General features: G+C 64.0%; 22 protein-coding genes. 5 read left to right on the top strand and 17 right to left on the bottom strand.

The genetic code is table 11. From position 1 onward, the window contains the following. Window positions 1-8: 8 nt before the first annotated feature. Both cysI and T31B1_RS13935 read right to left on the bottom strand, forming a co-directional pair. Window positions 9-1,757: an assimilatory sulfite reductase (NADPH) hemoprotein subunit gene (cysI, locus tag T31B1_RS13940; RefSeq protein ID WP_353250118.1), complete on the bottom strand. Its 1,749-nt coding sequence runs from the start codon at window positions 1,755-1,757 to the stop codon at window positions 9-11. 32 nt (window positions 1,758-1,789) lie between these two features. Then, on the bottom strand, window positions 1,790-3,610 hold the full coding sequence (locus T31B1_RS13935; RefSeq protein ID WP_353250117.1) for an assimilatory sulfite reductase (NADPH) flavoprotein subunit: 1,821 nt from the start codon (window positions 3,608-3,610) through the stop codon (window positions 1,790-1,792). A gap of 215 nt (window positions 3,611-3,825) precedes the next feature. Here T31B1_RS13935 and T31B1_RS13930 point away from each other — a divergent pair, with 215 nt between their 5' ends. Together T31B1_RS13930 and T31B1_RS13925 are read left to right on the top strand one after the other, a co-directional pair. Continuing rightward, window positions 3,826-4,431 (top strand): transglycosylase SLT domain-containing protein, encoded by a 606-nt coding sequence (locus T31B1_RS13930; RefSeq protein ID WP_353250116.1) that lies wholly within the window; start codon window positions 3,826-3,828, stop codon window positions 4,429-4,431. Window positions 4,432-4,468: 37 nt separating this feature from the next. Beyond that, on the top strand, window positions 4,469-4,810 hold the full coding sequence (locus T31B1_RS13925; protein WP_353250115.1) for a YqcC family protein: 342 nt from the start codon (window positions 4,469-4,471) through the stop codon (window positions 4,808-4,810). 24 nt (window positions 4,811-4,834) lie between these two features. On the opposite strand, the gene cyoE is transcribed toward T31B1_RS13925, so the two are convergent. The 4 genes from cyoE to T31B1_RS13905 are packed head-to-tail and all read right to left on the bottom strand — an operon-like array spanning window position 4,835 to window position 8,021. Further along, window positions 4,835-5,752 carry a heme o synthase gene (gene cyoE, locus T31B1_RS13920; RefSeq protein ID WP_353250114.1) on the bottom strand — a complete coding sequence of 306 codons (918 nt, stop codon included), beginning with the start codon at window positions 5,750-5,752 and terminating at the stop codon, window positions 4,835-4,837. Then, window positions 5,745-6,749 (bottom strand): COX15/CtaA family protein, encoded by a 1,005-nt coding sequence (locus T31B1_RS13915; RefSeq protein ID WP_353250113.1) that lies wholly within the window; start codon window positions 6,747-6,749, stop codon window positions 5,745-5,747. Before T31B1_RS13915 ends, cyoE begins: the two co-directional genes overlap by 8 nt. Before the next feature lie 10 nt (window positions 6,750-6,759). Further along, a complete protein-coding gene (locus T31B1_RS13910; protein WP_353250112.1) occupies window positions 6,760-7,344 on the bottom strand; it encodes a redox-active disulfide-containing membrane protein in 585 nt (194 codons plus the stop codon). Continuing rightward, window positions 7,341-8,021, bottom strand: a complete 681-nt coding sequence (locus tag T31B1_RS13905) for an SURF1 family protein (protein WP_353250111.1) — start codon at window positions 8,019-8,021, stop codon at window positions 7,341-7,343. Before T31B1_RS13905 ends, T31B1_RS13910 begins: the two co-directional genes overlap by 4 nt. Before the next feature lie 54 nt (window positions 8,022-8,075). Here T31B1_RS13905 and T31B1_RS13900 point away from each other — a divergent pair, with 54 nt between their 5' ends. Then, a complete protein-coding gene (locus T31B1_RS13900) occupies window positions 8,076-8,282 on the top strand; it encodes a twin transmembrane helix small protein (protein WP_353250110.1) in 207 nt (68 codons plus the stop codon). Between the two features lie 89 nt (window positions 8,283-8,371). On the opposite strand, the gene T31B1_RS13895 is transcribed toward T31B1_RS13900, so the two are convergent. The 8 genes from T31B1_RS13895 to bioB form a co-directional block, all read right to left on the bottom strand. Next, a complete protein-coding gene (locus T31B1_RS13895; RefSeq protein WP_353250109.1) occupies window positions 8,372-9,250 on the bottom strand; it encodes a cytochrome c oxidase subunit 3 in 879 nt (292 codons plus the stop codon). A gap of 234 nt (window positions 9,251-9,484) precedes the next feature. Then, window positions 9,485-11,116: a cytochrome c oxidase subunit I gene (ctaD, locus tag T31B1_RS13890; protein ID WP_353250108.1), complete on the bottom strand. Its 1,632-nt coding sequence runs from the start codon at window positions 11,114-11,116 to the stop codon at window positions 9,485-9,487. A 35-nt stretch (window positions 11,117-11,151) separates the two neighbouring features. Then, on the bottom strand, window positions 11,152-12,663 hold the full coding sequence (gene coxB / locus T31B1_RS13885; protein WP_353250107.1) for a cytochrome c oxidase subunit II: 1,512 nt from the start codon (window positions 12,661-12,663) through the stop codon (window positions 11,152-11,154). A 42-nt stretch (window positions 12,664-12,705) separates the two neighbouring features. Next, window positions 12,706-13,191 carry a DUF2244 domain-containing protein gene (locus tag T31B1_RS13880; protein ID WP_353250106.1) on the bottom strand — a complete coding sequence of 162 codons (486 nt, stop codon included), beginning with the start codon at window positions 13,189-13,191 and terminating at the stop codon, window positions 12,706-12,708. An 88-nt stretch (window positions 13,192-13,279) separates the two neighbouring features. Then, window positions 13,280-13,954 (bottom strand): dethiobiotin synthase, encoded by a 675-nt coding sequence (bioD, locus tag T31B1_RS13875; RefSeq protein ID WP_353250105.1) that lies wholly within the window; start codon window positions 13,952-13,954, stop codon window positions 13,280-13,282. Further along, entirely contained in the window at window positions 13,951-14,775 is an 825-nt protein-coding gene (locus T31B1_RS13870; RefSeq protein ID WP_353250104.1) for an alpha/beta fold hydrolase, read from the bottom strand. The genes bioD and T31B1_RS13870 overlap by 4 nt, the downstream gene beginning before the upstream one ends. Beyond that, on the bottom strand, window positions 14,772-15,953 hold the full coding sequence (gene bioF, locus T31B1_RS13865) for an 8-amino-7-oxononanoate synthase (protein ID WP_502950997.1): 1,182 nt from the start codon (window positions 15,951-15,953) through the stop codon (window positions 14,772-14,774). The genes T31B1_RS13870 and bioF overlap by 4 nt, the downstream gene beginning before the upstream one ends. A gap of 9 nt (window positions 15,954-15,962) precedes the next feature. Then, window positions 15,963-17,015, bottom strand: a complete 1,053-nt coding sequence (gene bioB / locus T31B1_RS13860) for a biotin synthase BioB (protein WP_353250102.1) — start codon at window positions 17,013-17,015, stop codon at window positions 15,963-15,965. A gap of 68 nt (window positions 17,016-17,083) precedes the next feature. Here bioB and T31B1_RS13855 point away from each other — a divergent pair, with 68 nt between their 5' ends. Together T31B1_RS13855 and corA are read left to right on the top strand one after the other, a co-directional pair. Beyond that, a complete protein-coding gene (locus tag T31B1_RS13855; protein ID WP_353250101.1) occupies window positions 17,084-17,800 on the top strand; it encodes a ComFC family protein in 717 nt (238 codons plus the stop codon). 182 nt (window positions 17,801-17,982) lie between these two features. Then, complete coding sequence (corA, locus tag T31B1_RS13850) at window positions 17,983-18,963, top strand: magnesium/cobalt transporter CorA (protein WP_353250100.1); 981 nt, start codon at window positions 17,983-17,985, stop codon at window positions 18,961-18,963. Window positions 18,964-19,005: 42 nt separating this feature from the next. On the opposite strand, the gene T31B1_RS13845 is transcribed toward corA, so the two are convergent. Genes T31B1_RS13845 through T31B1_RS13835 form a run of 3 tightly spaced genes read right to left on the bottom strand, consistent with a single transcriptional unit; the run spans window position 19,006 to window position 23,522 of the window. Further along, on the bottom strand, window positions 19,006-20,961 hold the full coding sequence (locus T31B1_RS13845; RefSeq protein WP_353250099.1) for a CASTOR/POLLUX-related putative ion channel: 1,956 nt from the start codon (window positions 20,959-20,961) through the stop codon (window positions 19,006-19,008). A gap of 49 nt (window positions 20,962-21,010) precedes the next feature. Next, window positions 21,011-23,149 carry an ATP-dependent DNA helicase RecG gene (gene recG / locus T31B1_RS13840; RefSeq protein ID WP_353250098.1) on the bottom strand — a complete coding sequence of 713 codons (2,139 nt, stop codon included), beginning with the start codon at window positions 23,147-23,149 and terminating at the stop codon, window positions 21,011-21,013. After that, window positions 23,127-23,522 carry a Rid family detoxifying hydrolase gene (locus tag T31B1_RS13835; protein WP_353250287.1) on the bottom strand — a complete coding sequence of 132 codons (396 nt, stop codon included), beginning with the start codon at window positions 23,520-23,522 and terminating at the stop codon, window positions 23,127-23,129. Before T31B1_RS13835 ends, recG begins: the two co-directional genes overlap by 23 nt. Window positions 23,523-23,632: the final 110 nt, after the last annotated feature.

The raw sequence follows: 23,632 nt of genomic DNA, 5'->3' as shown, positions 1-23,632 counted from the left end.
CAAACCGACTACGCTGCCTGCGGTGAACCGACGTTGTCATGGAAATATCGCCCTTCGGTGGTTTCGGCAATGATACCTGCTCGAATGACGAAATCGCCGAACGGTTCGCCCTCTTCGCGCTCAGCGGCAAACTGCTCGATCATCGGTGTCAGCTCGGCGAGGATCTCGTCTTCGCCGATGTTCTCGCGATACAGCTTGTTCAGGCGGGCCCCGTCGTGGCCGGCGCCCAGATACAGGTTGTACTTGCCCGGAGCCTTGCCTACGAAACCGATCTCGCCCAGAAAAGGACGCGCACAGCCGTTGGGACATCCGGTCATGCGGATGACGATCGGCTGATCGGTCAGCCCGGCATCATCGACGATCTTTTCCAGCTCGGTGACCAGCGCCGGCAGATACCGCTCTGACTCGGCCATAGCCAGCCCGCAGGTGGGAAACGCCACACAAGCCATCGCCGAATGGCGCAGAGTCGACCCGCGGCTACCGTCGTCCAGGCCGTAGTGGGCGACCAACGCCTCGATGGCGGGCTTGTTGTCGGGCGATACCCCGGCCACGATCAGATTATGGTTGCCCGTCAGACGGATCGTGCCCTGGTGGATCTTGGCCAGTTCGCGCAGGCCGGTCATGAGCTTGTAACCCGGCTCGCCGTGATACTGCCCGTAGTGAGCAGTACCCTCGGCGTCGAAGTCGGCGATACGGCCGTTCTCGATGAACAGGGTCAGATGCCAGTTGCCGGCATCGTCCTCGGCCCAGCCCAGCGGGTCGCCGTTACGCGCGAACTCATAGTCACGAGGCTCGGCCAGACGCCAGCCGACACGCTCTTCCATCTGGTCGTGGATCCAGTCGATGCCGTGGTCGTCGATCGTGTACTTGAACCGCGCGTGCTTGCGGTTGCTGCGGTCGCCGTGATCGCGCTGTATCTCGACCAGCGTCTGCACGGCTTCGAGCGTCTGCTCGAGTGTCGCGAAGCCGATCACACTGCCCAGGCGCGGATAGGTGGCTTCGTCGCCGTGCGTCGAACCCATGCCGCCGCCGATGGCGATATTGAAACCGACCAGCGTATCGCCTTCGGCGATCGCAATCAGGCCGATATCGTTGGCGAAGACATCCACATCGTTTTCGGGGGGCACAGCGATGGCGATCTTGAATTTGCGCGGCAGATAAGTCTTCCCGTAGATCGGCTCGTGGTCCTCGCCCTGCGGCGCCTGTTCGAGAAAGATTTCTTCATAGGCACGTGACTTCCACGCCAGGTGTTCGGAGATTTTCGTCGACCAGTCGTGAACGTCCCGATGCAGCGCCGACAAATGCGGGTTCGCCGAAGCCATGACGTTGCGATTGACGTCGCCACAGGCGCCGCGCGCATCGATACCGACTTTGTATGCCGCCTGCAGCAGCGGGCGCAGGTGCTTCTTGAGTACGCCGTGGTACTGAAAGGTCTGACGCGTGGTCAACCGCAGCGTGCCGTTAGCGTACTTGTGGGCCAGCTCGTCGATGGCCAGATACTGTTCGCCGGTGACTACACCGGCCGGTAGGCGCAGGCGCAGCATGAACTGATAATGCGGCTCCAGCTTCGAGGCCTTGCGCTCGGATCGCAGGTCGCGATCGTCCTGCTGGTAAAAGCCGTAGAACTTGGTGAGCTGGGTATCGTCTTCGGCGATCGACCCGGTGAGCTCGTCGGCCAAACCATCGGCGATGGTCCCACGCAGATAGTTGCTCGCGATCTTGATGTGTTCGACGGGGGAGAGTTCGTTGTCGCTCATGCTCTGCTCGAAATAGTGAGAATCACGCCGGATCAGTAGACATCGCGCTGGTAGCGCTTGTCCTTCTGCATCTGCTTGAGGTGGGCGGCCGCGGCCTCGGCGTCCAGACCTCCGTGTTCGCCGATCAGCGCCAGCAAAGCCTCGTGGACATCATGCGCCATGGCATTGGCATCGCCACAGACATAGATCGTCGCGCCGCGCTCGATCCAGGCATACACCTGGGCACCCGCGGCACGGATCTTGTCCTGGACATAGATCTTTTCGGCTTGGTCGCGGGAGAACGCAACATCCATGCGGGTCAGCAGGCCATCCTTGCGCCAGCGCAGCCAGTCGGTCTGATAGTAGAAATCGGTGAGGAAGTGCTGGGCGCCGAAAAACAGCCAGTTGTCGCCGTCGGCCCCGCGCTCCTCGCGTTCTTCCATGAATGCGCGGAACGGCGCCACGCCGGTGCCCGGCCCGATCATGATAATCGGCACATCGTCGCCCGGCAGCTTGAAGTTCTTGTTGCTATCTATATAGACCGGCAGCTTCGACTCTTCGCTGCGATCGGCCAGCTGAATCGAGGCCACGCCGTGTCGGGCTCGACCGTGGGTCTCGTAGCGCACGGCCGCCACCGTCAGATGCAGCTCGTCGGGGTTGGCAGCATGGCTCGAGGCAATCGAGTACAAGCGCGGCGGCAACTTGCGCAGCAGGCGCACGAAATCGGCCCCGGTCAGACCGGCAATCGGGTAATCCTCGACCAGGTCGACGACGAACCGGCCGTCCATGTACTCGGCCAGCGCTTCGCGCTGGTCCTCGGCGAGCAGCGCATCGAGGGCTTCCGACTGAGCCTGAGTGGCATATTTCTCGATCAGCGGCCGAGTCAGCGTTGTGATCTCGTATTGGTGAGTCAGCGCGTGTTCGAGGCTTACTTCGCCGTCGATACCGGTCACCGTGTCCTTGCCGGAGACCCCCAGCGCCGCGATGAGCTCGGCCACGGCGTCCGGACTGTTCTCCGGAATGATGCCAAGGGAATCGCCGGGCTCCCAGACCAGGCCGGAGTCTTCGGTATCGAGCTCGATATGGTGGACTTCCTTATCGGAGCCACGCCCGTTGAGCACTACGTTGCCTACCACCTCGGCGCCGAACGGGTTTTTGCGCGAATAGTTCGACTCGGGGGTCGCAGCCTGCGCACCGGGCATCGCGGTCACGGTCGGATGCGCGGTATCGCCTCCGATATCGTCCGCGAAGGTCGACACCACGTGCTCGATCCATGCCTCGGCCGCATCGTCGAAGTCCACGTCCAGATCCACGCGGTCGGCCATGCGTCGGCCGCCGAGTTTTTCCAGCTGAGCATCGAAATCCTTGCCCGTCTGGCAGAAATGCTCGTAGCTGGTATCGCCGAACGCCAGCACGGAGAACTTCAACCCGTCAAGCTTGGGCGCCTTCTTGCCGAACAGGAATTCGTGCAGTTCCTCGGCGTTGTCCGGCGGATCACCCTCACCGTGCGTGGACACGCAAACGATAAGATTCTGCTCCTTTTTCAGATCCTTGGGCTTGTAATCGAGCATGTCGATCACCACCGCATTCAGCCCGGCGGTGTCCGCACGAGCCTTGAGCTGCTCGGCGATGTCTTCGGCGTTGCCGGTCTGCGAGCCGTACAGGATGGTCAGCGTCTCGCTGACACTCGACTGGGCGGCCGGCGCGGCCGGCGCGGCGACTTCGCCGGCGACGGTCGAGGCATTGATACCCGACAGATAGCCACTAATCCAGGTCACCTGCATGGGCGTGAGCGTTTCGATCAGCGCGGTGAGCTGCTGGGCCTGCTCGGCGTTGAGCGGGCTGGTGTGATCTTGGATGGGAGCTGACTTCATCGACGGTCCGGGCTGGGTGCGAAAAAAGCGGATACGGCACGGGACGGCGCAGGTTAACGGGCGATCGTCCGCATGAAAACGTCTATTTCTTTATTTTCTTATAACGCTAGGTAATGACGAACGACGTGATCAGGGCACCGCGCATCGCGAGCGGCGATATTGTAACGCACCCATTATCCACCCCGGACGGGGCTGCTTTTGCTAGGCTTTCGGCCATGCATCGTTATCTTCTGTTCCTGCTCACGCTCGCGCTGGCCGGCTGCGTGACCGCGCCTCCGCGGTCGACCGCGAATGTCTGTGACATCTTCTACGACAAAAGTGGCTGGTACGATGATGCCGATGCCGCATTTGATCGGTGGGGTGCGCCGATTCAGGTGCAGATGGCGATCATCTATCAGGAATCACGATTCGTGGGGGATGCACGTCCGCCGCGCAAGCGTCTGCTATGGATCATCCCGTGGACTCATATCACCTCGGCCTATGGCTATACCCAGGCGCTCGACAGCACCTGGAACTGGTACAAGCGCGATAGTGGTAACGGCTGGGCCGACCGAGACGACTTCGGCGACGCGACCGATTTCGTTGGTTGGTACATGGCCAAGAGCAGCGCGATGCTCGGAATCTCCAAATGGGATGCCTACAGCCAGTACTTGGCCTATCACGAGGGTCAGGCAGGCTATCGCCGTGGTACTTACAAGAACAAGCCGTGGCTGATGCGTACCGCAGGCCGGGTCGACGCCCGTGCCGGACGCTACGCCGCCCAGTTACAGGGTTGCCGTGCCGATCTGGAAAACCCCGGCCATTGGTGGTGGCCGTTCTGAGTCGGCCCGACAAACCCGATGTTCGAGTGAACTCCGCATGACCCGACCGCAGGATTCCGCCCCGCCCGTCCACCGGATCGCCGATAGTGTGCTGGCGATCGAACAGGCCATGCGCGAGGCCGGCTACTGGCATGACGAGGTGCCCGCGCCCGCGGCCATGGCCAGCCGGACCCCATTCTGTGCCGACACCCTGTCGTTCACACAGTGGCTTCAGTTCGTGTTCCTGCCGCGCATGCGGGCGCTGATTGAAGCCGACGCCCGTCTGCCCGCTGCGAGCGCGATTGCGCCGCTCGCCGAGGAGAGTCTGGACGAGCGGTTCGGCAAGGACCGACTGGTCGAGTGCCTGCAGAGATTCGATCGCCTGATCGACGGCCGCTGACCGCGGCCTGCCATCGGAAGTGGATCAGCCGAAGACGACAGGCACGTAGTGATCCACGAGCAAGGCGGTGAAGATCGCCATCAGATAGACGATCGAATAGCCAAAGGTGCGCATCGCCAGGCCCGGTTTGGGCGCGTACTTCAGGCGGACCGCGTAGACGAGGAACCAGCCAGACAGAATGACCGCGCTGACCAGATAGAGCGGACCGCTCAGCCCGGCGACGAACGGTAGTAACGACACCAGCAACAGCAGCACGGTATACAGCAATACCTGCGTACGCGTGTATTCGAGGCCGTGCGTGACCGGCAGCATGGGAATATCCACCTCGGCGTATTCCTTGTGCCGTTCGATGGCCAGGGCCCAGAAATGCGGCGGTGTCCAGATGAAGATAATCAGAAACAGAATCAGTGCGTGGGCATCGACCGTACCGGTCACCGCGGCCCAGCCCAGTATCGGCGGCGCTGCGCCCGCGGCACCGCCGATAACGATGTTCTGCGGGGTGGCGCGCTTGAGATAGACCGTATAGACCCCGGCATAGCCGATCAGGGTGAACAGGGTCAGCCAGGCGGTCAGCGCATTGACCAGACACATCAGCACCAGCATGCCGGCTACGCCGATGGCCACGGCAAAGCGTGCCGACTGTCCCATGTCCAGATGACCGGTGACCAACGGGCGTTTGCGTGTACGCGCCATGCGCCCATCGGCCTTTATATCGAGCATCTGATTGACGGCGGCGGCCGAGGCGGCCATCAGGGTGATGCCGAGCGTACCGAAGACCAGCGCATCGACCGGGACCATGCCCGGCGTCGCCAGAAACATGCCGACCATGGCCGTGAACACGATCAGAAGCACCACGCGCGGTTTGCACAGCTCGTAGTAATCGTTCAGCCGCTGACTCAATGTCGGCTGTTCGACTGTGGCGCTGCTGCTCGGGCTAGACATGATCGCGCGCTCTCCATGCGGCATGATTGATCGCGACAAGTGTCAATAGTAACAGGGCCGCCCCCCCGTTGTGGGCAACGGCCACGGGCAGCGGCAGGTGGAATACCACCGTGGAGATGCCCAGACCCACCTGCAACGCCAGTGCAGCCAGCAACGTCAGGCCCATGCCGCGCCAGCGGCGTTCGAACACGCCCTGGCGGAACAGCAGGCCGGCCAGCGCCACCAGCACGGCGACGATCAGCACGGCACCCAATCTATGGGTCCAGTGGATCGTCGCCCGCGGAATACTGTCGAGGATGCCGTATTCGTAGTTGATACCCAGGCCGTGCCACAGGGTAAAGGCCGCCGGATAGTCGGTCGGCGGCCACCAGTAGGTCTGACAGGTCGGAAAATCCGGACACGCCAGCGCGGCATAGTTGGTCGAGGTCCATGCGCCGAGGAAGATCTGTCCGACGAGCAGTGCCAGCGCCACACCGGCCGCAACGCGCAGGGTCCCTACGCTGCGCGCTCGCCAGCCGGAAAACAGATTGCCCTGCCGATAGAGACACCACCCGAGCAGGGCGAACGTCGCCATGCCGCCCAGCAGGTGACCGGTCACGATCAGCGGCTTGAGCAGCAGCGTAACCGTCCACATTCCGAGCAGCGCCTGGAATATCACCAGCGCCACCAGCACCCATGGCAAGGCACGTTGCTGATGAGGATTGTCGCTGCGCCGAAGAGCGGCCAGTGCCATTGCGAGAATCAACAGGCCCAGGGTCCCGGCCGCATAGCGGTGGATCATCTCCTTCCATGCCTTGGGCGCCTCAACGGGGCGGTGGGCGAAGCGCTCGTTGGCGCGCGCCACATCGGCCTGAGCGGTCGGCACGTCCAGATGCCCGTAACAGCCGGGCCAGTCGGGACAACCCAGCCCGGCATCAGACAGACGTACGAACGCACCCAGGGTGATGACGACAAAGGCCAGACACAACGTAGCCAGATTCAGTTGAAAGCGCGACACGACGAAATCCTCAGCCGATATGAGAAAGCTTGAGCAGGTGCTTGATGTCCTTGAACAGCGCCTCACCGTCGCCGCCGGGCGGATAGTAGAGCATCCAGTTGCCCAGTGGATCGATCAGGTACACCACGCCGGAGTCGCGCGCGCCCGCCTTGTCTTCCATCGTATCCAGGAAAGGCGCGAGGTCGCCGCGATAGATAGATAGATCGGGTTGTTGGCCCAGGTCGGGCAGCGTCACATCGCCTCCGGCCAGCAGCACCCGCTGCACGCGCGCGGCACGGCGATGCAGCAGCGCACGAATCTGCCGGGTCTCGTCGAGGCTTTCCAGACAGGTCGCATCGCAGCCGGCGGGCGCCAACTGAAGGATGGTCCATTCCTGTTCGAGTACGGCCCCACTCTGCACCGGTTCGCCGCCGGCCTCGGTCAGCCGGATATCCGGCAACGGCCGAGCCGGACTGATGAGCGTGCCGCCGTTGGTACCCAGACCACTGCCACCATAGGACAGTCCGTAGTACATCAGATAAGCCAACGCCAACGGCCCGAGAAATATCAGGAACACGCCGAGCAGTTTGAGACGGGCGAGGGTTTGTCGGTTCATCGAATTCGCTTGAGATTGACGAAAAGAAAGATGGCCGCGACCGCGATGGCCATTGCGAACCATTGAGCCGCATAGCCGAAATGGCGTACCGGCGGCATCTGCACCAGCGCAGCCTGCCAGTCGCGGGCAAAACCGCGGTCGTCGCTTTCGTCGAGTAGCAGCAGCCCGTCGACCACCGGGCCGTCGTACTGACAGCGTACCGAGGATATAGTCGGATAGTTGAGCACCCGCGGCCAGCCGCGAGCCGTGCAGTCGGGCGCCCCGCCCAGACGCATGCCCGGTTCCGGCAGATCACGCCAGCGCCCTGTCATCCGGACCGGGCCATCCGGCCCGGCGGGTGAAGGTATGTCCGATCGCCCGCCCGCGCCCAGTGGAACCCAACCGCGATCCACCAGCACTCGGCGCCCGTCAGCCATCACCACGGGTGTCCATACCCGGTAGCCGATCCGGCCATCGAACGCCTGGTTGTCGAGCAGTATCTGCTGCGACGCATCCATCCGCCCGTCGACGGTGTATCGAGAACCATAAGCCGGGTTGCTGTCTGAGGCGGCGGCGCGGTTGAAAGACCGTGGCGCATTTTTGATCGCCACGGCTTGCTGCGCTAGCATCTGCTCCTTCTGCTCGCCACGGTCGATCTGCCAGATACCGAGCCCGCACAGCGCGGCGAATACGAGCACGAAAATTAGCCCTCCCCACCAAGGCGGCGCGAAGCGAAAGCGCCCTATTCGCATATGATCAAACTTTTCATCGTCGCCTTCCTGATCGCCATACTCGCGGCCCTCGGATCGGGGCTGGTGTTCCTAGTACGGGATACCGGCGACACGCGGCGCGTGGTCAAGGCACTCACGTGGCGGATCGTGCTGTCTGTCGTATTGATCGGCCTGCTGTTCGCCGGCTACCTGGCCGGCATCGTGCATCCGCACAACCTCGGCCGCTGACTGGCCGCCACGCGTACACGCAGCGGCTGATCGGTTGGACAGGCGGCTCGGGCCGAAAGTTCGGCCCGACGGGCAGGCTGGCGCGGCGATTACAGAATATAGACGAACACGAACAGGCCCAGCCAGACCACGTCCACGAAGTGCCAATACCAGGCGACGGCTTCGAAGCCGAAATGGTCATGCGAGCTGAAGTGACCCTTTAGACAGCGCAGAAGAATCACGGTCAGCATGATCGTACCCAGGGTGACGTGCATGCCATGGAAACCGGTGAGCAGGAAGAACGTCGAGCCATAGATTCCCGAGCCCAGCGTCAATCCGAGATGCTCGTAGGCCTCGAGATATTCAACGCCCTGGAAATACAGGAATGTCGCACCCAGGGCCGCCGTCGCCGCTAGGCCGAGACACAGCTTCCAGCGGTTGTCTTCCTTGAGGCCCCAGTGCGCCCAGGTGATGGTCACCGATGAAGTCAGCAGCAGTATCGTGTTGATCAGCGGCAGGTGCCAGGCATTGACGGTCTCGAAATCGCCGCCGATATTGCCGGGCCCGTTGCTGGGCCAGACACCTTCGAACTGCGGCCAGAGATAGACGTTGGTGAAGAATTTCTCGCCTTCACCGTTGAGCCAGGGCAGCGCAATCATGCGGCTATAGAAAAGCGCGCCGAAGAAGGCGGCAAAGAACATGACCTCGGAGAAGATGAACCAACTCATCGCCCAGCGATAGGTCATGTCCTCCTGGTGGCCATACACCCCGGTCCGGTTTTCGTGAACGACATCGCGAAACCAGATGAAAACCATCACCAGCAGACAGGCCAGGCCCAGCGCGGCGATGTACGGCGCGATGACCACATGGCCATTCAACCAGAATCCGGCACCGCCGAGTGTGAGCACGAGTGCGACCGTGAGCATGAACGGCCATGGCGACGGCTCGGGTACGTAGTATTTGTGCTGCTCGCTGGTGTGCGTGGCCATAGCGCTTGATCCCTTCTCTAACTCAGTTAAGCGGAACGGCCATGACGCGCCGGTCCGTCCCATCCGTCGTGCCGCATGCGCGGCGCCCGTGTGGCGGCCGGAGCCGCCACACGCCTAGCGTGCCGCCATCTCGAAGAAGAAGGCGATATAGATACCGACCGCCACACCGCCCAGGGCGAGTGCGAGCAGCGCGTTCTTTCTCTTCGGCGACATGATCCAGTACGACCCGTGCCCTCAGGCCAGCTCGCGCGGGTCGATCTTGGGCGGCTGCTCGAAGGTGTGGTACGGCGCCGGCGAGGCGACGGTCCACTCGAGCCCGCGGGCACCTTCCCACACCCGGCCGGTGGCTTTCTTGCCCGAACGCCGCATGCACATGATCATATTGTAGATAAACACGAACTGGCCGAGGAAGAACATCAGGGCACCGACCGAGGAAATCATGTTGAAGTCGGTGAACTGAGTCGCGTAATCCGGAATCCGGCGCGGCATGCCGGCCAGCCCCAGGAAGTGCTGCGGGAAGAACAGTACGTTGATCCAGACCGCACTCCACCAGAAATGGAACTGGCCGAGCTTCTCGTTGTACATCACGCCCGTCCACTTGGGAATCCAGTAGTAGATGGCCGCGATGATCGAGAAGATCGCCCCGGGCACCAGCACGTAATGAAAGTGGGCGACCACGAAGTAGGAGTCGTGATACTGGAAGTCGACCGGCGTGAGCGCGAGCATCAGGCCGGAAAACCCGCCGATCGTGAACAGCACGACAAAACCAATCGCGAACAGCATGGGCGTTTCGAAGGTCATCGAGCCGCGCCACATTGTCGCGACCCAGTTGAACACCTTAACGCCCGTCGGCACGGCGATGAGCATGGTCGCGAACATGAAGAACAGCTCGGCCGACACAGGCATGCCCACCGTGAACATGTGGTGGGCCCACACGATGAACGACAGGAAGGCGATCGACGCCACGGCGTACACCATGGAATCGTGGCCGAACAGCTTCTTGCGGGCGAACGTCGGGATGATGGTCGACACGATGCCGAAGGCCGGCAGAATCATGATGTAGACCTCGGGATGCCCGAAGAACCAGAAGATATGCTGGAACAGCACCGGATCACCGCCGCCGGCGGCGTCGAAGAAGGTCGTGCCGAAGAAGTGGTCGGTCAGCAGCATGGTCACCGCACCGGCCAGCACCGGCATCACCGCGATCAGCAGGTAGGCAGTGATCAGCCATGTCCAGACGAACAGCGGCATCTTGAGCAGCGGCATGTCCGGCGCACGCATGTTGAGAATGGTGACCACGACGTTGATTGCGCCCGTGATCGACGAAATACCCGCCATATGGATGGCGAACACCATCAACGGCAGGGCGTTACCCGTCTGCATCACCAATGGCGGGTACATGGTCCAGCCAGACGCCGGCGCGCCGCCCGACACGAACAGCGTTCCGAGCAGCATCGAGAACGCGAACGGCAGGATCCAGAAGCCCCAGTTGTTAACGCGCGGCAATGCCAGATCGGAGCAGCCGATCATCATCGGCACCATCCAGTTGGCCAGGCCCACGAACGCCGGCATCACCCCGCCGAAGATCATCACCAGCGCGTGCAGCGTGATCATCTCGTTGTAGAAACCGGGGTCGACGAACTGGATGCCGGGCGCGAACAGCTCGGCACGAATCACCAGCGACATCAGGCCGCCGATGAACAGCATCGTGAAAGAAAAGATCAGGTACAGCGTACCCAGATCCTTGTGGTTGGTCGTCCCGATCCAGCGTTTCATCCAGGGCCAGACACCGTCGGCCAGAGTCACCGGGCCGTGGTGATGATCGTGGTGATCGTGGTGGGTGTCAGTCGGATTGACAGTGCTCATCGCAAAACTCCTAAGCCGCCGCGAAGGGGCTTGTATTATCGCTGCTCGGCCACTTGGGAAGGCTGGACCACGTCGCCGGTGCTGTTACCGAGGGCATTGCGCTCGTAGGTCACCACGGCCGCAATCTGCTCATCGCTGAGCGAACCCTTGTAGGGGGGCATCGCGCCCTTGCCGTTGAGAACCTGGGCGATATGTGCCGGCACCGGGCCGGTGGTGATCGCACCGCCCTTGAGCGCCGGGAAACCGGCCGCAGGCATGCCGCTGCCGTCGGCCTGGTGGCAGGCTACGCACATATTGCCGTAAACCTGCTTGCCCTGGGCCATCAGGTCGTCTTTGGACAGGTCGGATTCGTCTCCGTCCTGGCCCTGATCGGCATTCGAAGACGAGCCCTGCTGCGCGTTGCCCTGTTCGCCGCCGGCACCCTCGCCCTGTTGTGAATCGGAGGACTGGTTGCCCTCGGCGTTTGTCTCGGGCGAATCGACCTTCGGCGAGCCGCGATCCGGTGAAGCCTGGGCCGAATCGATCTCCCGCTGCTGTTCGCCCGACTGCTCGGACGACGCACCTTGGTTGTCCTTTTCACCCACGCCGACAATGCTGTCCTTGGCCGCCTGTGGATCCTCGGTGTTGCCGTCCTCGGTCCGTCCCTTGGTCGCGTCGCCCGCGGTCGGGCTGGAATCAGCCGACGTCTGAGCATCGGCGTTGGCATCGTCGGTGCTCGGCTGGCCGGTAGCCAGCTCCGAATCGCCGCCGGCGTTGCCACCCTGATCGGTAACCCAACGGTCGTAGTCGGATTGCGAGACCACCTTGACCACGATCGGCATGAACGCATGGCCGCGACCACACAGCTCGGCACACTGGCCCCGATAGGTGCCGGTTTCGTTGGCCTTGAACCACATGTCGTTGATGTAGCCGGGAATCGCGTCTTTCTTGCCGCCCAGATCGGGCACCCACCATGAATGGATGACGTCACCCGAGGTCAGCAGCAGGCGTACCTTCTTGTCGACAGGCACGACCATGGCGTTGTCAACGTTGCGCAGATAATGCTCGACCGAATTGGGGTCGATACCGGAATTCTGCTGGCGCGCTTTGTCGCTGGCGCGATCCAGACGACTGAAGAAATGCACGCCCTGATCGACATAGTCGTATTCCCACAGCCACTGATGGCCGGTGACCCGGATGGTCATGTCCGGATTGCTGCTGTCCTCGACCTTGAGCAGGGTGCCTGCGGTCGGAATGGCCACGGCGATGAGAATCAGAAACGGGATGATCGTCCAGGCGATCTCGACACCGGTGGACTCATGAAAATGAGCGGCCTCGAAGCCGCGCGACTTGCGATGCACGATCACCGAGTAGAGCATCACGCCGAACACGCCGATGCCGATGACCACGCAGATCCAGAAAATCAGCATGTGCAGACCAAAGACTTCCTTGGTCAGGTCGGTCACGCCCTCATTCATGTTGAGAGTCCAGGCGGCGTGCGCCGGCGCCATCGCCAGCGCGCCCAGGGCCGCCAGGCCCGACCGGGACAGAATGCTGATTTTATTCATAGTCACTCTCTGTAAAACACGAATCAGGCCCGCGATGCCGGCTCACGTCAGCTGCGGCGCGGTCACCCACGCCTTGAGCCGCTCGGCCACTTCGCCGCGTTCCTCATCGGTCAGGCAGCGTCCGAGTTCGCAGCCGTGGCCGTGACGTGTGACCAACAACCGTGACGGGCTGTTGTTATACACGCCCGGACTCAGACGGACCTGTGTAAGCAAACGCGGAAACTCCCACCTTCTCTGCGGCTCGTTCAGACCCGCTTCGACTTCTATACGGTCGTCGTACACGGTGACGACCTCGCGATAACCATTGTCGCGCAGGCTGACATAGAGCCCTGCGCCCAGTGCGGCCATTTCCAGCCCCGCAAAAGGCCAGATCAGCCACAGCCCGAAGACTGTCAGAAATCCGGCGATACCGAACGACACGGCACACATACCGACAAAGAACCACTGGGCCTGCGCCTTGCTCAGCGAAGCATTGGGCGCGATCACCAGCCGTCGCACGTGTTCGTTGGATTCGATTCGGCTAGACATCCCACCGTGTCCTCCGGTCGGAGAGTTTATGCGAAGCACTGTTGCGCTGGCAAACAGCAATCGCGTCCGACACTTCCCGCTGCAGCCTCTATATACGTGCCAGCCAGGGCTCGGGATTCAGCGCCAGTTCGGCGTCCGGCATCGGCGGAATACGGGCTAGCGGCGGCACGCCGAGCACCTGCGCCAGACAGGCGAGATTGTCCTCCACACGGGGCTGAAGCGGCGGCATCAGATTGGCCACCCAGCCAACCAGCGGTGCGCCGGCGTTCCGGATCGCGCGGGCACTGAGCACGGCATGGTTGATACAGCCCAGACGCATCCCGACCACGAGCAGTACCGGCCAGCGGGCACCAACGACCCAATCGGCAAAATCGCACTCGGCGTTGAGCGGTACGTGCCAGCCGCCCGCGCCTTCGACGACCACCCAATCGCTGGCGGCCGCCAGCCTGGCGTGGCCGGTGTCGAGTCGATCGGGCAGCACGGTGACGCCGGCATCCGCGGCCGCGACGTGCGGCGCGATCGGTTCGGCAAACGCATAGGGATTGATCGCGTCGTAGCGCCATCCCGGCGTGCCCGCTGCCTGCAGGGCCAGCGCATCATCGTTGCGCAACCCGGTCGGCGTGCGCGCGCAGCCACTGGCCACCGGCTTGTAACCGACCGCGCGATGGCCCGCCGACCGCAGGCCGCGCAATAAAGCGGTACTCACCAGGGTCTTGCCGACTTCGGTATCGGTGCCGGTGACGAATATCGTGCGCGCGGTCATGGGCGGATCTCGCCGGCCGGTTGGGGGCGCGATCGCGCCAGCTCGTCGACGAACGCCGTTACGCGCTCGGCAAAGCGTCGCTCGTGCGAGACGAACGGCGCGTGGGCCGCCCGCTCGACCGGCCAATAGCCGGCACCGGTCATCTGCCGAGCCGCCCAGTCCATGCCCGCCGGGTGCGCCATACGATCACGCGCGCCGGCGACCCAGAGCGTGGGCAGCGACAGCGCGGCAAGAGCGGTTCGAAGATCGGTGTCGTGCAGGATGTCCAGGCCGCGCTCCAGGCCGGCCCGGCTGGGCGGCTGATCGATCAGGTCGCTGCGTAGACTGCGAACAGCCCGTGCGGCACCGGGCTCGCCCAACACTTGCTGCATGAGAAATTCGCTGACCGTGGTCGCGTAATCGCCTGCCAAACCCTGCCGGGTCTGTTCGATCGCTGCCGGGGCCAGCCCCCAGGCCCAATCCCGGCTGCGCACCATGCGTGGCAGGCTGGCCACCAGCACCGCAGCCGCCAGCCGCTCGGGATGCCGACGTGCCAGACTCAATGTGACGAGCCCGCCCAGCGACCAGCCGACACACACCGTCGGCTTCTGCACCGACTCGGCGAGCGTATCGGCCAGCGAGTCGGCCCAATTGTTCAGGCCTACCGGGCCCGGCTTGCTGGCCCCATGGCCGGGCAGGTCCACCGCATGACAACGAAAGCGAGGCGACAGACGATCGATCAAGGACTGCCAGATCCGCCCGGACAGCCCCCAGCCGTGTATGAAGACCAGCTCATGCTGGTCCGCGCGCGCGGTGCCCTGGCTGACGATATGCAGATTCATGCCGACGCCGACCGATCGACGCCCGTACGAATCACCGCACCGAGCGCATCCAGCAGCCCATCGACCTGGGCTTCGTCGTGACCTGCGGTGAGCGTGATCCGCAATCTTGAGGTGCCCGGCGCCACCGTCGGCGGCCGGATGGCGCCGACCAGATAGCCGCGCGCCAGCAGCGCTTGGCTGACCGCCACCGCGTGTCGCTCATCGCCAAGCACCAGCGGCTGAATGGGGCTATCGGACTGTTCGAGCACGAGTCCGCGAGCAGTTGCACCCGCTCGGAACCGCGCGATCAACGCATGCAGATGCGCGCGTCGGGCTTCGCCGGCCCGTGCCATCGCCACACCCTGGCGAGCAGCAGCAGCCACCGCGGGCGGCATGGCCGTCGAGAAAATCAGCGAACGCGCGGTCTGCAGCAACATTTCGATGGTCAGATCGTCGCCGGCCACGAAGGCTCCGGCCGCTCCGGCTGCCTTGCCGAGCGTACCCAGCAGGATCGGCACCTGAGCGCTATTTAGACCGGCTTGAGCGACTGCCCCCGCCCCGCCGGGTCCGAACACTCCCAACCCGTGCGCATCGTCGACGACGAACCATGCATCGTGTCGCGCGGCCAGATCGGCCAGATCGGCCAGTGGCGCGGTGTCGCCGTCCATGGAAAACACGCTGTCGGTGACCAGCAGCCGCTGGCCGGGCCCGGTCGACGACAGCGCGTGCGCGGCCGCATCCACGTTGCCATGGGCATACACATGCTTGCGGGCGCCGGACAGCCGTGCGCCATCGATCAACGACGCATGATTGAGCGCATCGGCCACGACATGATCGCGCTTGCCGGCCAAGGCACTGACCACCCCGAGATTCGCCGCATAGCCAGTAGAGAACACCAGGGCCCGTTCACGGCCGACCCAGGCGGCCAACTCGGCCTCCAGCGCCGCGTGCTCGGCGTTGTGGCCGGTGACCAGCTGTGAAGCCGCGCTGCCGACCCCCACCCGGCCGGCCGCCTCGGACAGCGCGTGGCTCAGGATCGGATCGCCGGCCAGCCCCAGATAATCGTTGCTGCAGAAGTTCAGACACCGGCGACCGTCTGCCGTCATCGACGGCGTATGCGCCCCGTCGATGACCCGACGGCGGCGACGGCGCCCGGCCGCGTCGATATCGGCCAGACGCTGGCGACAGAAGTCGTTCAGCCGCATGGACTAGCTCGCGGCGGCGGGCGTGGATCGCCGCTGCGGCGCACGCGCCGCACTCGGTGGGCTCGCCGGTGCCACATCACTGTATTTGGGCGTCGCCTCGGGCGCCATGCCAAGCTTGTCCAGCAGGGCCAAATCCTTGAGGTGAGCGGGGTTGGAGGTGGTCAGCAGCTGATCGCCGTAGAAGATCGAGTTCGCACCGGCCAGAAAGCATAGCGTCTGCACGGCTTCGGACATCTGCTCGCGACCGGCCGACAAGCGCACATAGGCGCTCGGCATCATGATCTTTGCAACCGCGATGGTGCGCACGAAATCCAACTCGTCGATCGGGTCGACGCCGTGCAATGGTGTGCCCTCGACCTGTACGAGATTGTTGATCGGCACACTCTGCGGATGTTCAGGCAGATTGGCGAGCTGACGCAGCAGCTCGGCGCGATCCATTGGCGACTCGCCCATGCCGACGATGCCGCCACAGCAGACCTTGAGCCCGGCATCGCGTACGTGCCCGAGCGTATCCAGACGGTCGTCGTAGGTGCGCGTGGTGATGATGTCCTCGTAATATTCGGGCGAGGTATCGAGATTGTGGTTGTAGTAGTCCAGCCCGGCCTCCTTGAGGCGTCGAGCCTGCTCAGCCTGGAGCATCCCGAGTGTCACGCAGGTCTCGAGCCCCTCGTCGCGCACTGCGCGCACCATATCAATGACCTTGTCCAGATCCCGATCCTTGGGGCTACGCCAGGCCGCGCCCATGCAAAACCGCGTTGCACCGGCTGCACGGGCACGCTGAGCGGCATCGCGTACCTGTTCCAGCGGCAACAGCGCCTCCCGTTCCAGGCCCGTATCGAAGCGTACGCTCTGGGGACAATAGGCACAGTCCTCGGGACAGGCGCCGGTCTTGATCGACATCAGCGTCGACAGCTGGACCGCGTTGGCATCGAAACAAGCCCGGTGCGCGGTTTGTGCGCGATAGATCAGATCGGCGAACGGCAGCGCGAACAGCGCTACGACTTCGGCATGCGTCCAGTCGTGGCGCGGCACAGAGGAGACAGGGGCGTCGGACATGGCAAGATCGAACGGTGGATTTCAGACACCAGCTTTTGTCAGCATCGAACCTCTGTCAACTTAAAAACATGTCATTTCTTGACGATTGGATAAAAATTGCTCAACAAATGTTGCTCGGTACATCCTGTGCGCTTTGTCGAGCACCGGCCGACCTCGATCGGAATCTGTGCCACGACTGCGCCACGGAGCTGCCCTGGCTCGTCCATGCCTGTCACCACTGCGGCATGCCCTTGACGCCGACCGCGAGCAGCACGACCTGTCGCGACTGCCGGCAACGTCCCCGCTTCGACCATGTGGTCCCCGGCTTTGTGTACGAACAGCCGATCCGCTGGATGATCGCCCGGCTTAAATTCGATGGTCAGCTGACCTACGCCCGACTGCTCGGCGATCTGCTGGCGGCGCACATCCGCGAGCGGCTGGACGAGCACGGCGACGTGCTGCCCGAACAGCTCATACCGGTGCCGCTGCATCGCAGCGGTTATCGACAGCGGGGCTTCAATCAGGCCGAGCGCCTGGCCCGGCGGCTCGGTGGGCAACTGGCATGCCCGGTCGAACCGCGAATGGTCGAACGCGGCCGTGCGACCGAGCGTCAAAGTACGCTGGCCGCAGAGCGTCGTGCCGCGAACATGCGCGACGCGTTCGTATGCCGCGGCACGTTGCGTGCACGCCATGTGGCGATCGTCGACGATGTCATGACCACCGGCCATACCGTCGCTGCACTCGATCGTTGTCTGCGTGCGGCCGGCGCCACGCGTGTTGATATCTACTGCGTGGCGCGCGCCTAGGCCGCTCGACTTGCCAGCAAGCGGGTGCCTGCGCTTTACTCGCCGCTCCGTTGGTTTGCTCACCCGTTTCGTTGATGCTGCATTATTTTCTCAGCCACCGCCCCCGCCCCGGCACTCGCCCCGGCGCTCTGAGCGACGCGCCCGATCGCCCGACTACACGCTGGCCCCTGACGATCCATCGCATGGATTTCGGCGGCGAACACGAGACCGTGGAACGAGCCAACTGCTCGCTCGACGAAGCGCTGGCCTCCCCGGCCGGCCACAACCACCGACTGAGCTGGCTGCATTTCGAAGGCGACATGGCCGCAGCCGATCTGGAGCGCCTGGGTCGCGTTTTTCATCTGCATCCGCTAGCGCTTGAAGACGTCATCAATACCGGCCAGCGGCCCAAGCTCGATGCGTATCGCTACAGCGTATTCGCCTGTCTGGCCCTGCCGGTCACCATCGACGACGAGCCGGTGTTTCAGCAGGTCAGCCTGTTCGTCGGCGAGGATTTCGTGCTGAGCTTTCATGCCGGCAGCCACGACGTGTTCGCACCGGTTCGCCAGCGAATCCACGAGGCCCAGGGCCGGATCGCCCAGGCCGAGTCGGACTATCTCGCGTATTGCCTGGCGGATGTCGTGGTCGATACCAGCTTTGAGGTCCTGTCGGCCTACAACGACCATCTGGAAACAGTCGAGGACGAGATTTTCGACCGTAACGGTCGCGATCTGATCGGCGTCATTCACGACCTTCGACGGCGCCTGATCGGCATGAAGAAAATCCTGCGCAGCCAGTCCGAAATGCTGTTGCGCTGGGTCGGGCTGGATCACGGGCTGATCCACGTCGACAACCGGCCCTACTTCCGCGATGTCGAAGACCACGCCCGGCGCGTACTGGATCTGACCGAGGGCTACTACGAGACCGCCGGTTCGCTGCTGGACACCCATCTGTCGCTGGCCTCCACGCGGCTCAACGAAATCATGCGCATGCTCACGCTGATCGCCACGATCTTCATGCCATTGTCGTTCATCGCCGGCGTCTATGGCATGAACTTCAACACGCGCAGCCCCTGGAACATGCCTGAACTGGGCTGGCGATACGGCTACCCGGCCGTCATTGCTGTGATGGCGATACTGGTCATCGGCATGCTGATCTATTTCCGGCGTCGCAAATGGATCTAGCCTCGCCGTCGCGGCCGTGCGCGTGCCCGGCTCGTCAAGGCCTCAGCCAACCGCGATCACGACCAGTTCGTCGCCAGCGGCCAATGGAATCGGCGCCTGCTTGTCGGCCAGATTGAGCCGCAATCGCGGCGCCGGACGGTTCGGGCCGCCCAGCACACCGATCAGCACTTCACCGTGACGGGCGCGCTCGGCGCGTAGCGTATCGAAGCACGGCTGACGGCCCGCCAGACCCAGCGCCTCGGCATCGCGGAATTCGATCTCGGCGCCGCCGGCGCCGAACAGCTCCTCGATCACCCAGTGCAGTTCGCGGCGCAGGGCAACCTGAGTGAGTACGCTGGCCTGCAGGTCCGGCGAAACCAGGCGCTCGACGTTGGCGACGTCGAACAGTTTTTCGTTGTCGTTGGACAAGGTCTCGACCACCATGCGCGGCGGATTGGCGACGTCTTCGAGTACCCGCGAGAGCACGAGATACCCCAGCAGCATGCGCGCATCCGCGGCGTCCGCCGAGCCAAGCCAGTCGCTGGCCACCAGAATGAGGTTGTCGTAGCCGGCGACATTCAGCTGCTCGACTTCGTAGTGGGAGGTCAGATCGCCTTCGAGCTGGCGCACGCGGGCATGCGATAGGCGCACGCCCTTGCGATGCAGGATCGTCTGGCGCTCGGCGGTATCCAGCAGCGACAGCACGTCCACGTCCACCGGCTCACGGTTATGGGCATCGAACTCGGCCAGCAACGATGGCAGCTTCTGATTCCAGCCCAGCACGAGCACACGACGCGTACCGCTGACCCGATTGTCACGCGCCGACGGCAGACGCAGTTCAGTCGACTCCGGCGGCACGTCGCGATCGGGTCGGCAATGATCGAACTCACGCGCGATGAAAGCCAGCGGATCATCGGCGGTCACCCGGTCCTCGGCGTCGGCGAACAACGCGATCAGCTGGCCATCGCGTGCGATGCCCACCAGCACTGCCTTGTCGAAACGACCGGCGACATCCACCAGACGCTGACCGGCCAGCTCCGGACAGCGCCGTACAAAGATCTGATTGCAGCCAGGCTCGTCGTGGCTGGCCAGCAGCTCGTTGTATATCCAGGACAGACCGGTATGGCGCGCATTCTGTACCAGCAACCGGCTGATGATCAGCGGCGTGCCGATGAACTCCGCCGGCCCGGGGTAGGCGCGACGCGCGGTTTCCAGCCGATCGGCGTCGAAGATCTCTGCGACCACCAGCGGCAGCTGCTCGGCCGGAACATCGTCGTCGGAATGCGCAGCGCTCATGAGCGTCTTGATGGTGAGTTCGTCGGGCGAGTTGTCAGCAGCGAATTCACGGGTCGGCAGCAGGATCACGCCGGCATGCAGATAGTCGACCCGCTTGAGGTGATCCAGGCGCAGAGGCGTGCCGGAGCGCAGCGTGATCCGACGGAAATCGAAACGACGGCCGAGCCGATCCTTGATCTCCTGCATCAGCGCCGGCGATACACGCTCGGCCAGAATCACGATATGCAGCCGCCCGCCGCCGTGCCGGTCCAGAAACCGGGCGACCCGCCCCTCGGACTGCACCAGATCCTCGACCATGGCTGCGGTACGGTTGTTCCAGCCCAGAATTAGCACATGATTGTTCTGTGCGATGGGGGTGTAGCCGGCCTCGAGCGTTTCGATCGTATCGTTGAGCCACTGGGTCATGGTCGCGATCAGCGCGCCGACGAACAGCACCACGCCCGTGATCGTCAACGCAGTGGAGACGCTGCGTAACAGCGCACCCTCGTCGTCACCGAGATAGCCCGAGTCGGTCAGGCGCAGAAACGCCCACCAGATGGCCGAGCCCGCATCGGGATAGGTCTCCGAGGGCAACGGCGCCATGGCATAGACGAACAGCCCGGCGCCGGCGGCGATCAGTACCATCGCCAGCGCGATCACCATGAGCCGCGACACCACGCCGCGGAGAATGAACTGTTCCAGTCGGAACTGGGCCAGATGGCGGATACGTGTGATCAGACTCATGGCCAGCCTTGCGGTTGTCGTTGGGTCGCTCGTACGCGCCGTCGGCACGTCATACGCGGGCGTAGGCGCCGCCAGCGCCGGCCCAGCGATCGATGAGGATATCGGCCTCGCGCGGATGATAGGCCAGCAGATCGTCGGCCAACGCCAGCGCACGTTCGACCCACGCGCCGTCGCGCACGAGATCGGCGATACGGAACGTCGCCGCGCCGGTCTGGCGCGTGCCCAGCACCTCGCCGGGACCTCGCAGTTCCAGATCGGCACGTGCAATCGCGAAACCGTCGCCAGTCTCGCGGAGCACCGACAACCGACGCCGCGCGGTATCGGACAGCGGCGGCTGATAAAGTAGCACGCAGTGGCTTTCCACCGAGCCGCGCCCCACCCGTCCACGCAACTGATGCAGCTGCGCCAGGCCCAGCCGCTCAGCGTTCTCGATGATCATCAGCGAGGCATTGGGCACGTCCACGCCGACTTCGATCACCGTGGTGGCTACCAGCACATCGATCGCGCCGGACTTGAAGGCATTCATCGCCCGGGCCTTCTCGGCGGCCTTCATGCGCCCGTGCACGAGCGTGACCCGTACACGGTCCAGCGCTACCGAAAGAGCCTCGGCCGCGGCTTCGGCCGCCTGCGCCTCCAGCTTGTCGCTGGTTTCGATGAGCGTACACACCCAATAGACCTGACGGCCCTCGGCTACCGCGCGACCGATACGCGCCACGACCTCGTCGCGCCGCGTGTTGGGCACCGCTACGGTCACCACCGGCGTTCGCCCGGGCGGCAGTTCGTCGATGATCGAAGTATCCAGGTCCGCATAGGCCGACATCGCCAGCGTGCGTGGAATCGGGGTCGCGGTCATGATCAGTTGATGCGCGGTCAGGCCGCGCTCGCTGACCTTGTTGCGCAAGGCCAGCCGCTGATCGACCCCGAACCGGTGCTGTTCATCGATCACGCACAACCCCAGGCGCCCGAAGGACAGCGCCTGCTGGAAAAGCGCGTGGGTGCCCACGGCCACCCCGGGTGCACCGGCCGCGATCTCGGCCAGCTCCGTGTCGTCGCGCCGGCGGCGGCCAGTGATCAGCCACACATTGATCCCAAGCGGCGCCAGCCAGCGGGCCAGACTGGCGTAGTGCTGCTCGGCCAGCAGTTCGGTCGGCGCCATGAATGCCGCCTGCCAGCCGTTCTCGACCGCGGTGAGCACGGCGGCAGCGGCCACCACGGTTTTGCCGGAGCCGACGTCGCCCTGGATCAGGCGCAGCATCGGCGCAGACGTGGCCATATCCGCCAGAATCTCGCCGATCACGCGTCGCTGGGCGCCAGTGGGCGCAAAGCCGAGCTGCTCGAACAGCGGCGCAAGGCCCCGCCCGGCATCGCCCAGCTGGGGGGCCAACTCGGTCTTGATCCGCCGACGGCGCGTGCGCAGCCCGAGCTGATGACCGAGCAACTCCTCGAAGGCCAGACGGGCCACAGCCGGATCACGGCCCTCGACCAGAGCAGCCAGATCCGTATCCGGCGGCGGCCGGTGGATCCGTTCGAGGGCCGAGCCGGTCCGGGCCGGCAGCCCGGCAGCCACCAGTTCGGCGCTTACATCAGCCGGAAGGCCCGAGGGCCAGAAGTCCGGATCGTCCAGCAAGGTCAGCGCCTGACCGACCAGGTCACGCAGACGCGGCTGGGTGACTCCGCTCGTCGTCGGGTAGATCGCACGCAGTTCGGCCACGATATCGTGGCCCGCTGACTGGTCGGCCACGATCTGATACTCGGGGTGAACCATTTCCAGGCCGTAGACACCGGGCCGGGGCTCGCCAAACACACGCAGCCATGTGCCCGGACTCATCTGTGCCTGCTGTGCGGGCGCGAAGTGAAAAAACCGCAGCCACAGCCGCGCCTGCCCGTCGCTGGCCGACACGAGCAAGCTGCGCCTGCGACCGTGACGAACCTCGGCTGCATCGACGCGAACTACCGCCAGCGCAGGGCCCCCAGCCGTTGCCAGTTCGCACACCGGCGTGATCCGGGTGCGATCCTCGTAGCGCGACGGGCGGTGCAGGAGCACGTCGCCGATACGTTCGATCCCGAGCGCGGCGAGCCGGACGGCCAGCTTCGGCCCGATTCCGTTCAGCCGGCGACACGAATCCGCGGCACGCAGCCGGGCCCCTGCCCGGGCAGCGGTCGGTTCAACCGAGGACGAGGACGGCATCGGCCTCGACGCGTGCGCCCTTGGGCAACGCGGCTACGCCGACGGCCGCACGGGCCGGGTATGGCGTACCCAACTTCGCTTCCATGACCTTGTTGACCGCGCCGAAATCGTCCATATCGGTCAGGTAGATCGTGAGCTTGACCGCGTGCCCGAGCGTGGCGCCGGCGGCTGTGGCGACCGCTGCCAGGTTATCGAATACCTGCGCTATCTGTGTCTCGATACCGCCTTCGACGAGCTGACCGGTGGCCGGGTCGAGCGGAATCTGGCCCGATATATAGACGGTCTGGCCGGCGCGCACGGCCTGCGAGTACGCGCCGATGGCAGCGGGCGCGCTCTGTGTTTCGATGATCTGGTGAGTATCCGGTCGAGTCATGACATGAGCAATCGAGTGACTGATCCGGCGATTGTCCCACAGCGATGGCGCCTTGCCGACCGGAACGAGCGAAGCCGCAAGGGTATCCGAGCCCGGCAGGGCAACAGCCA

It is taken from the genome of Salinisphaera sp. T31B1 (assembly GCF_040361275.1).
Classification (GTDB): Bacteria; Pseudomonadota; Gammaproteobacteria; order Nevskiales; family Salinisphaeraceae; genus Salinisphaera.
Note: the sequence above shows the minus strand (reverse complement) of the source record. Positions and strands in the feature narration are given on the sequence as shown.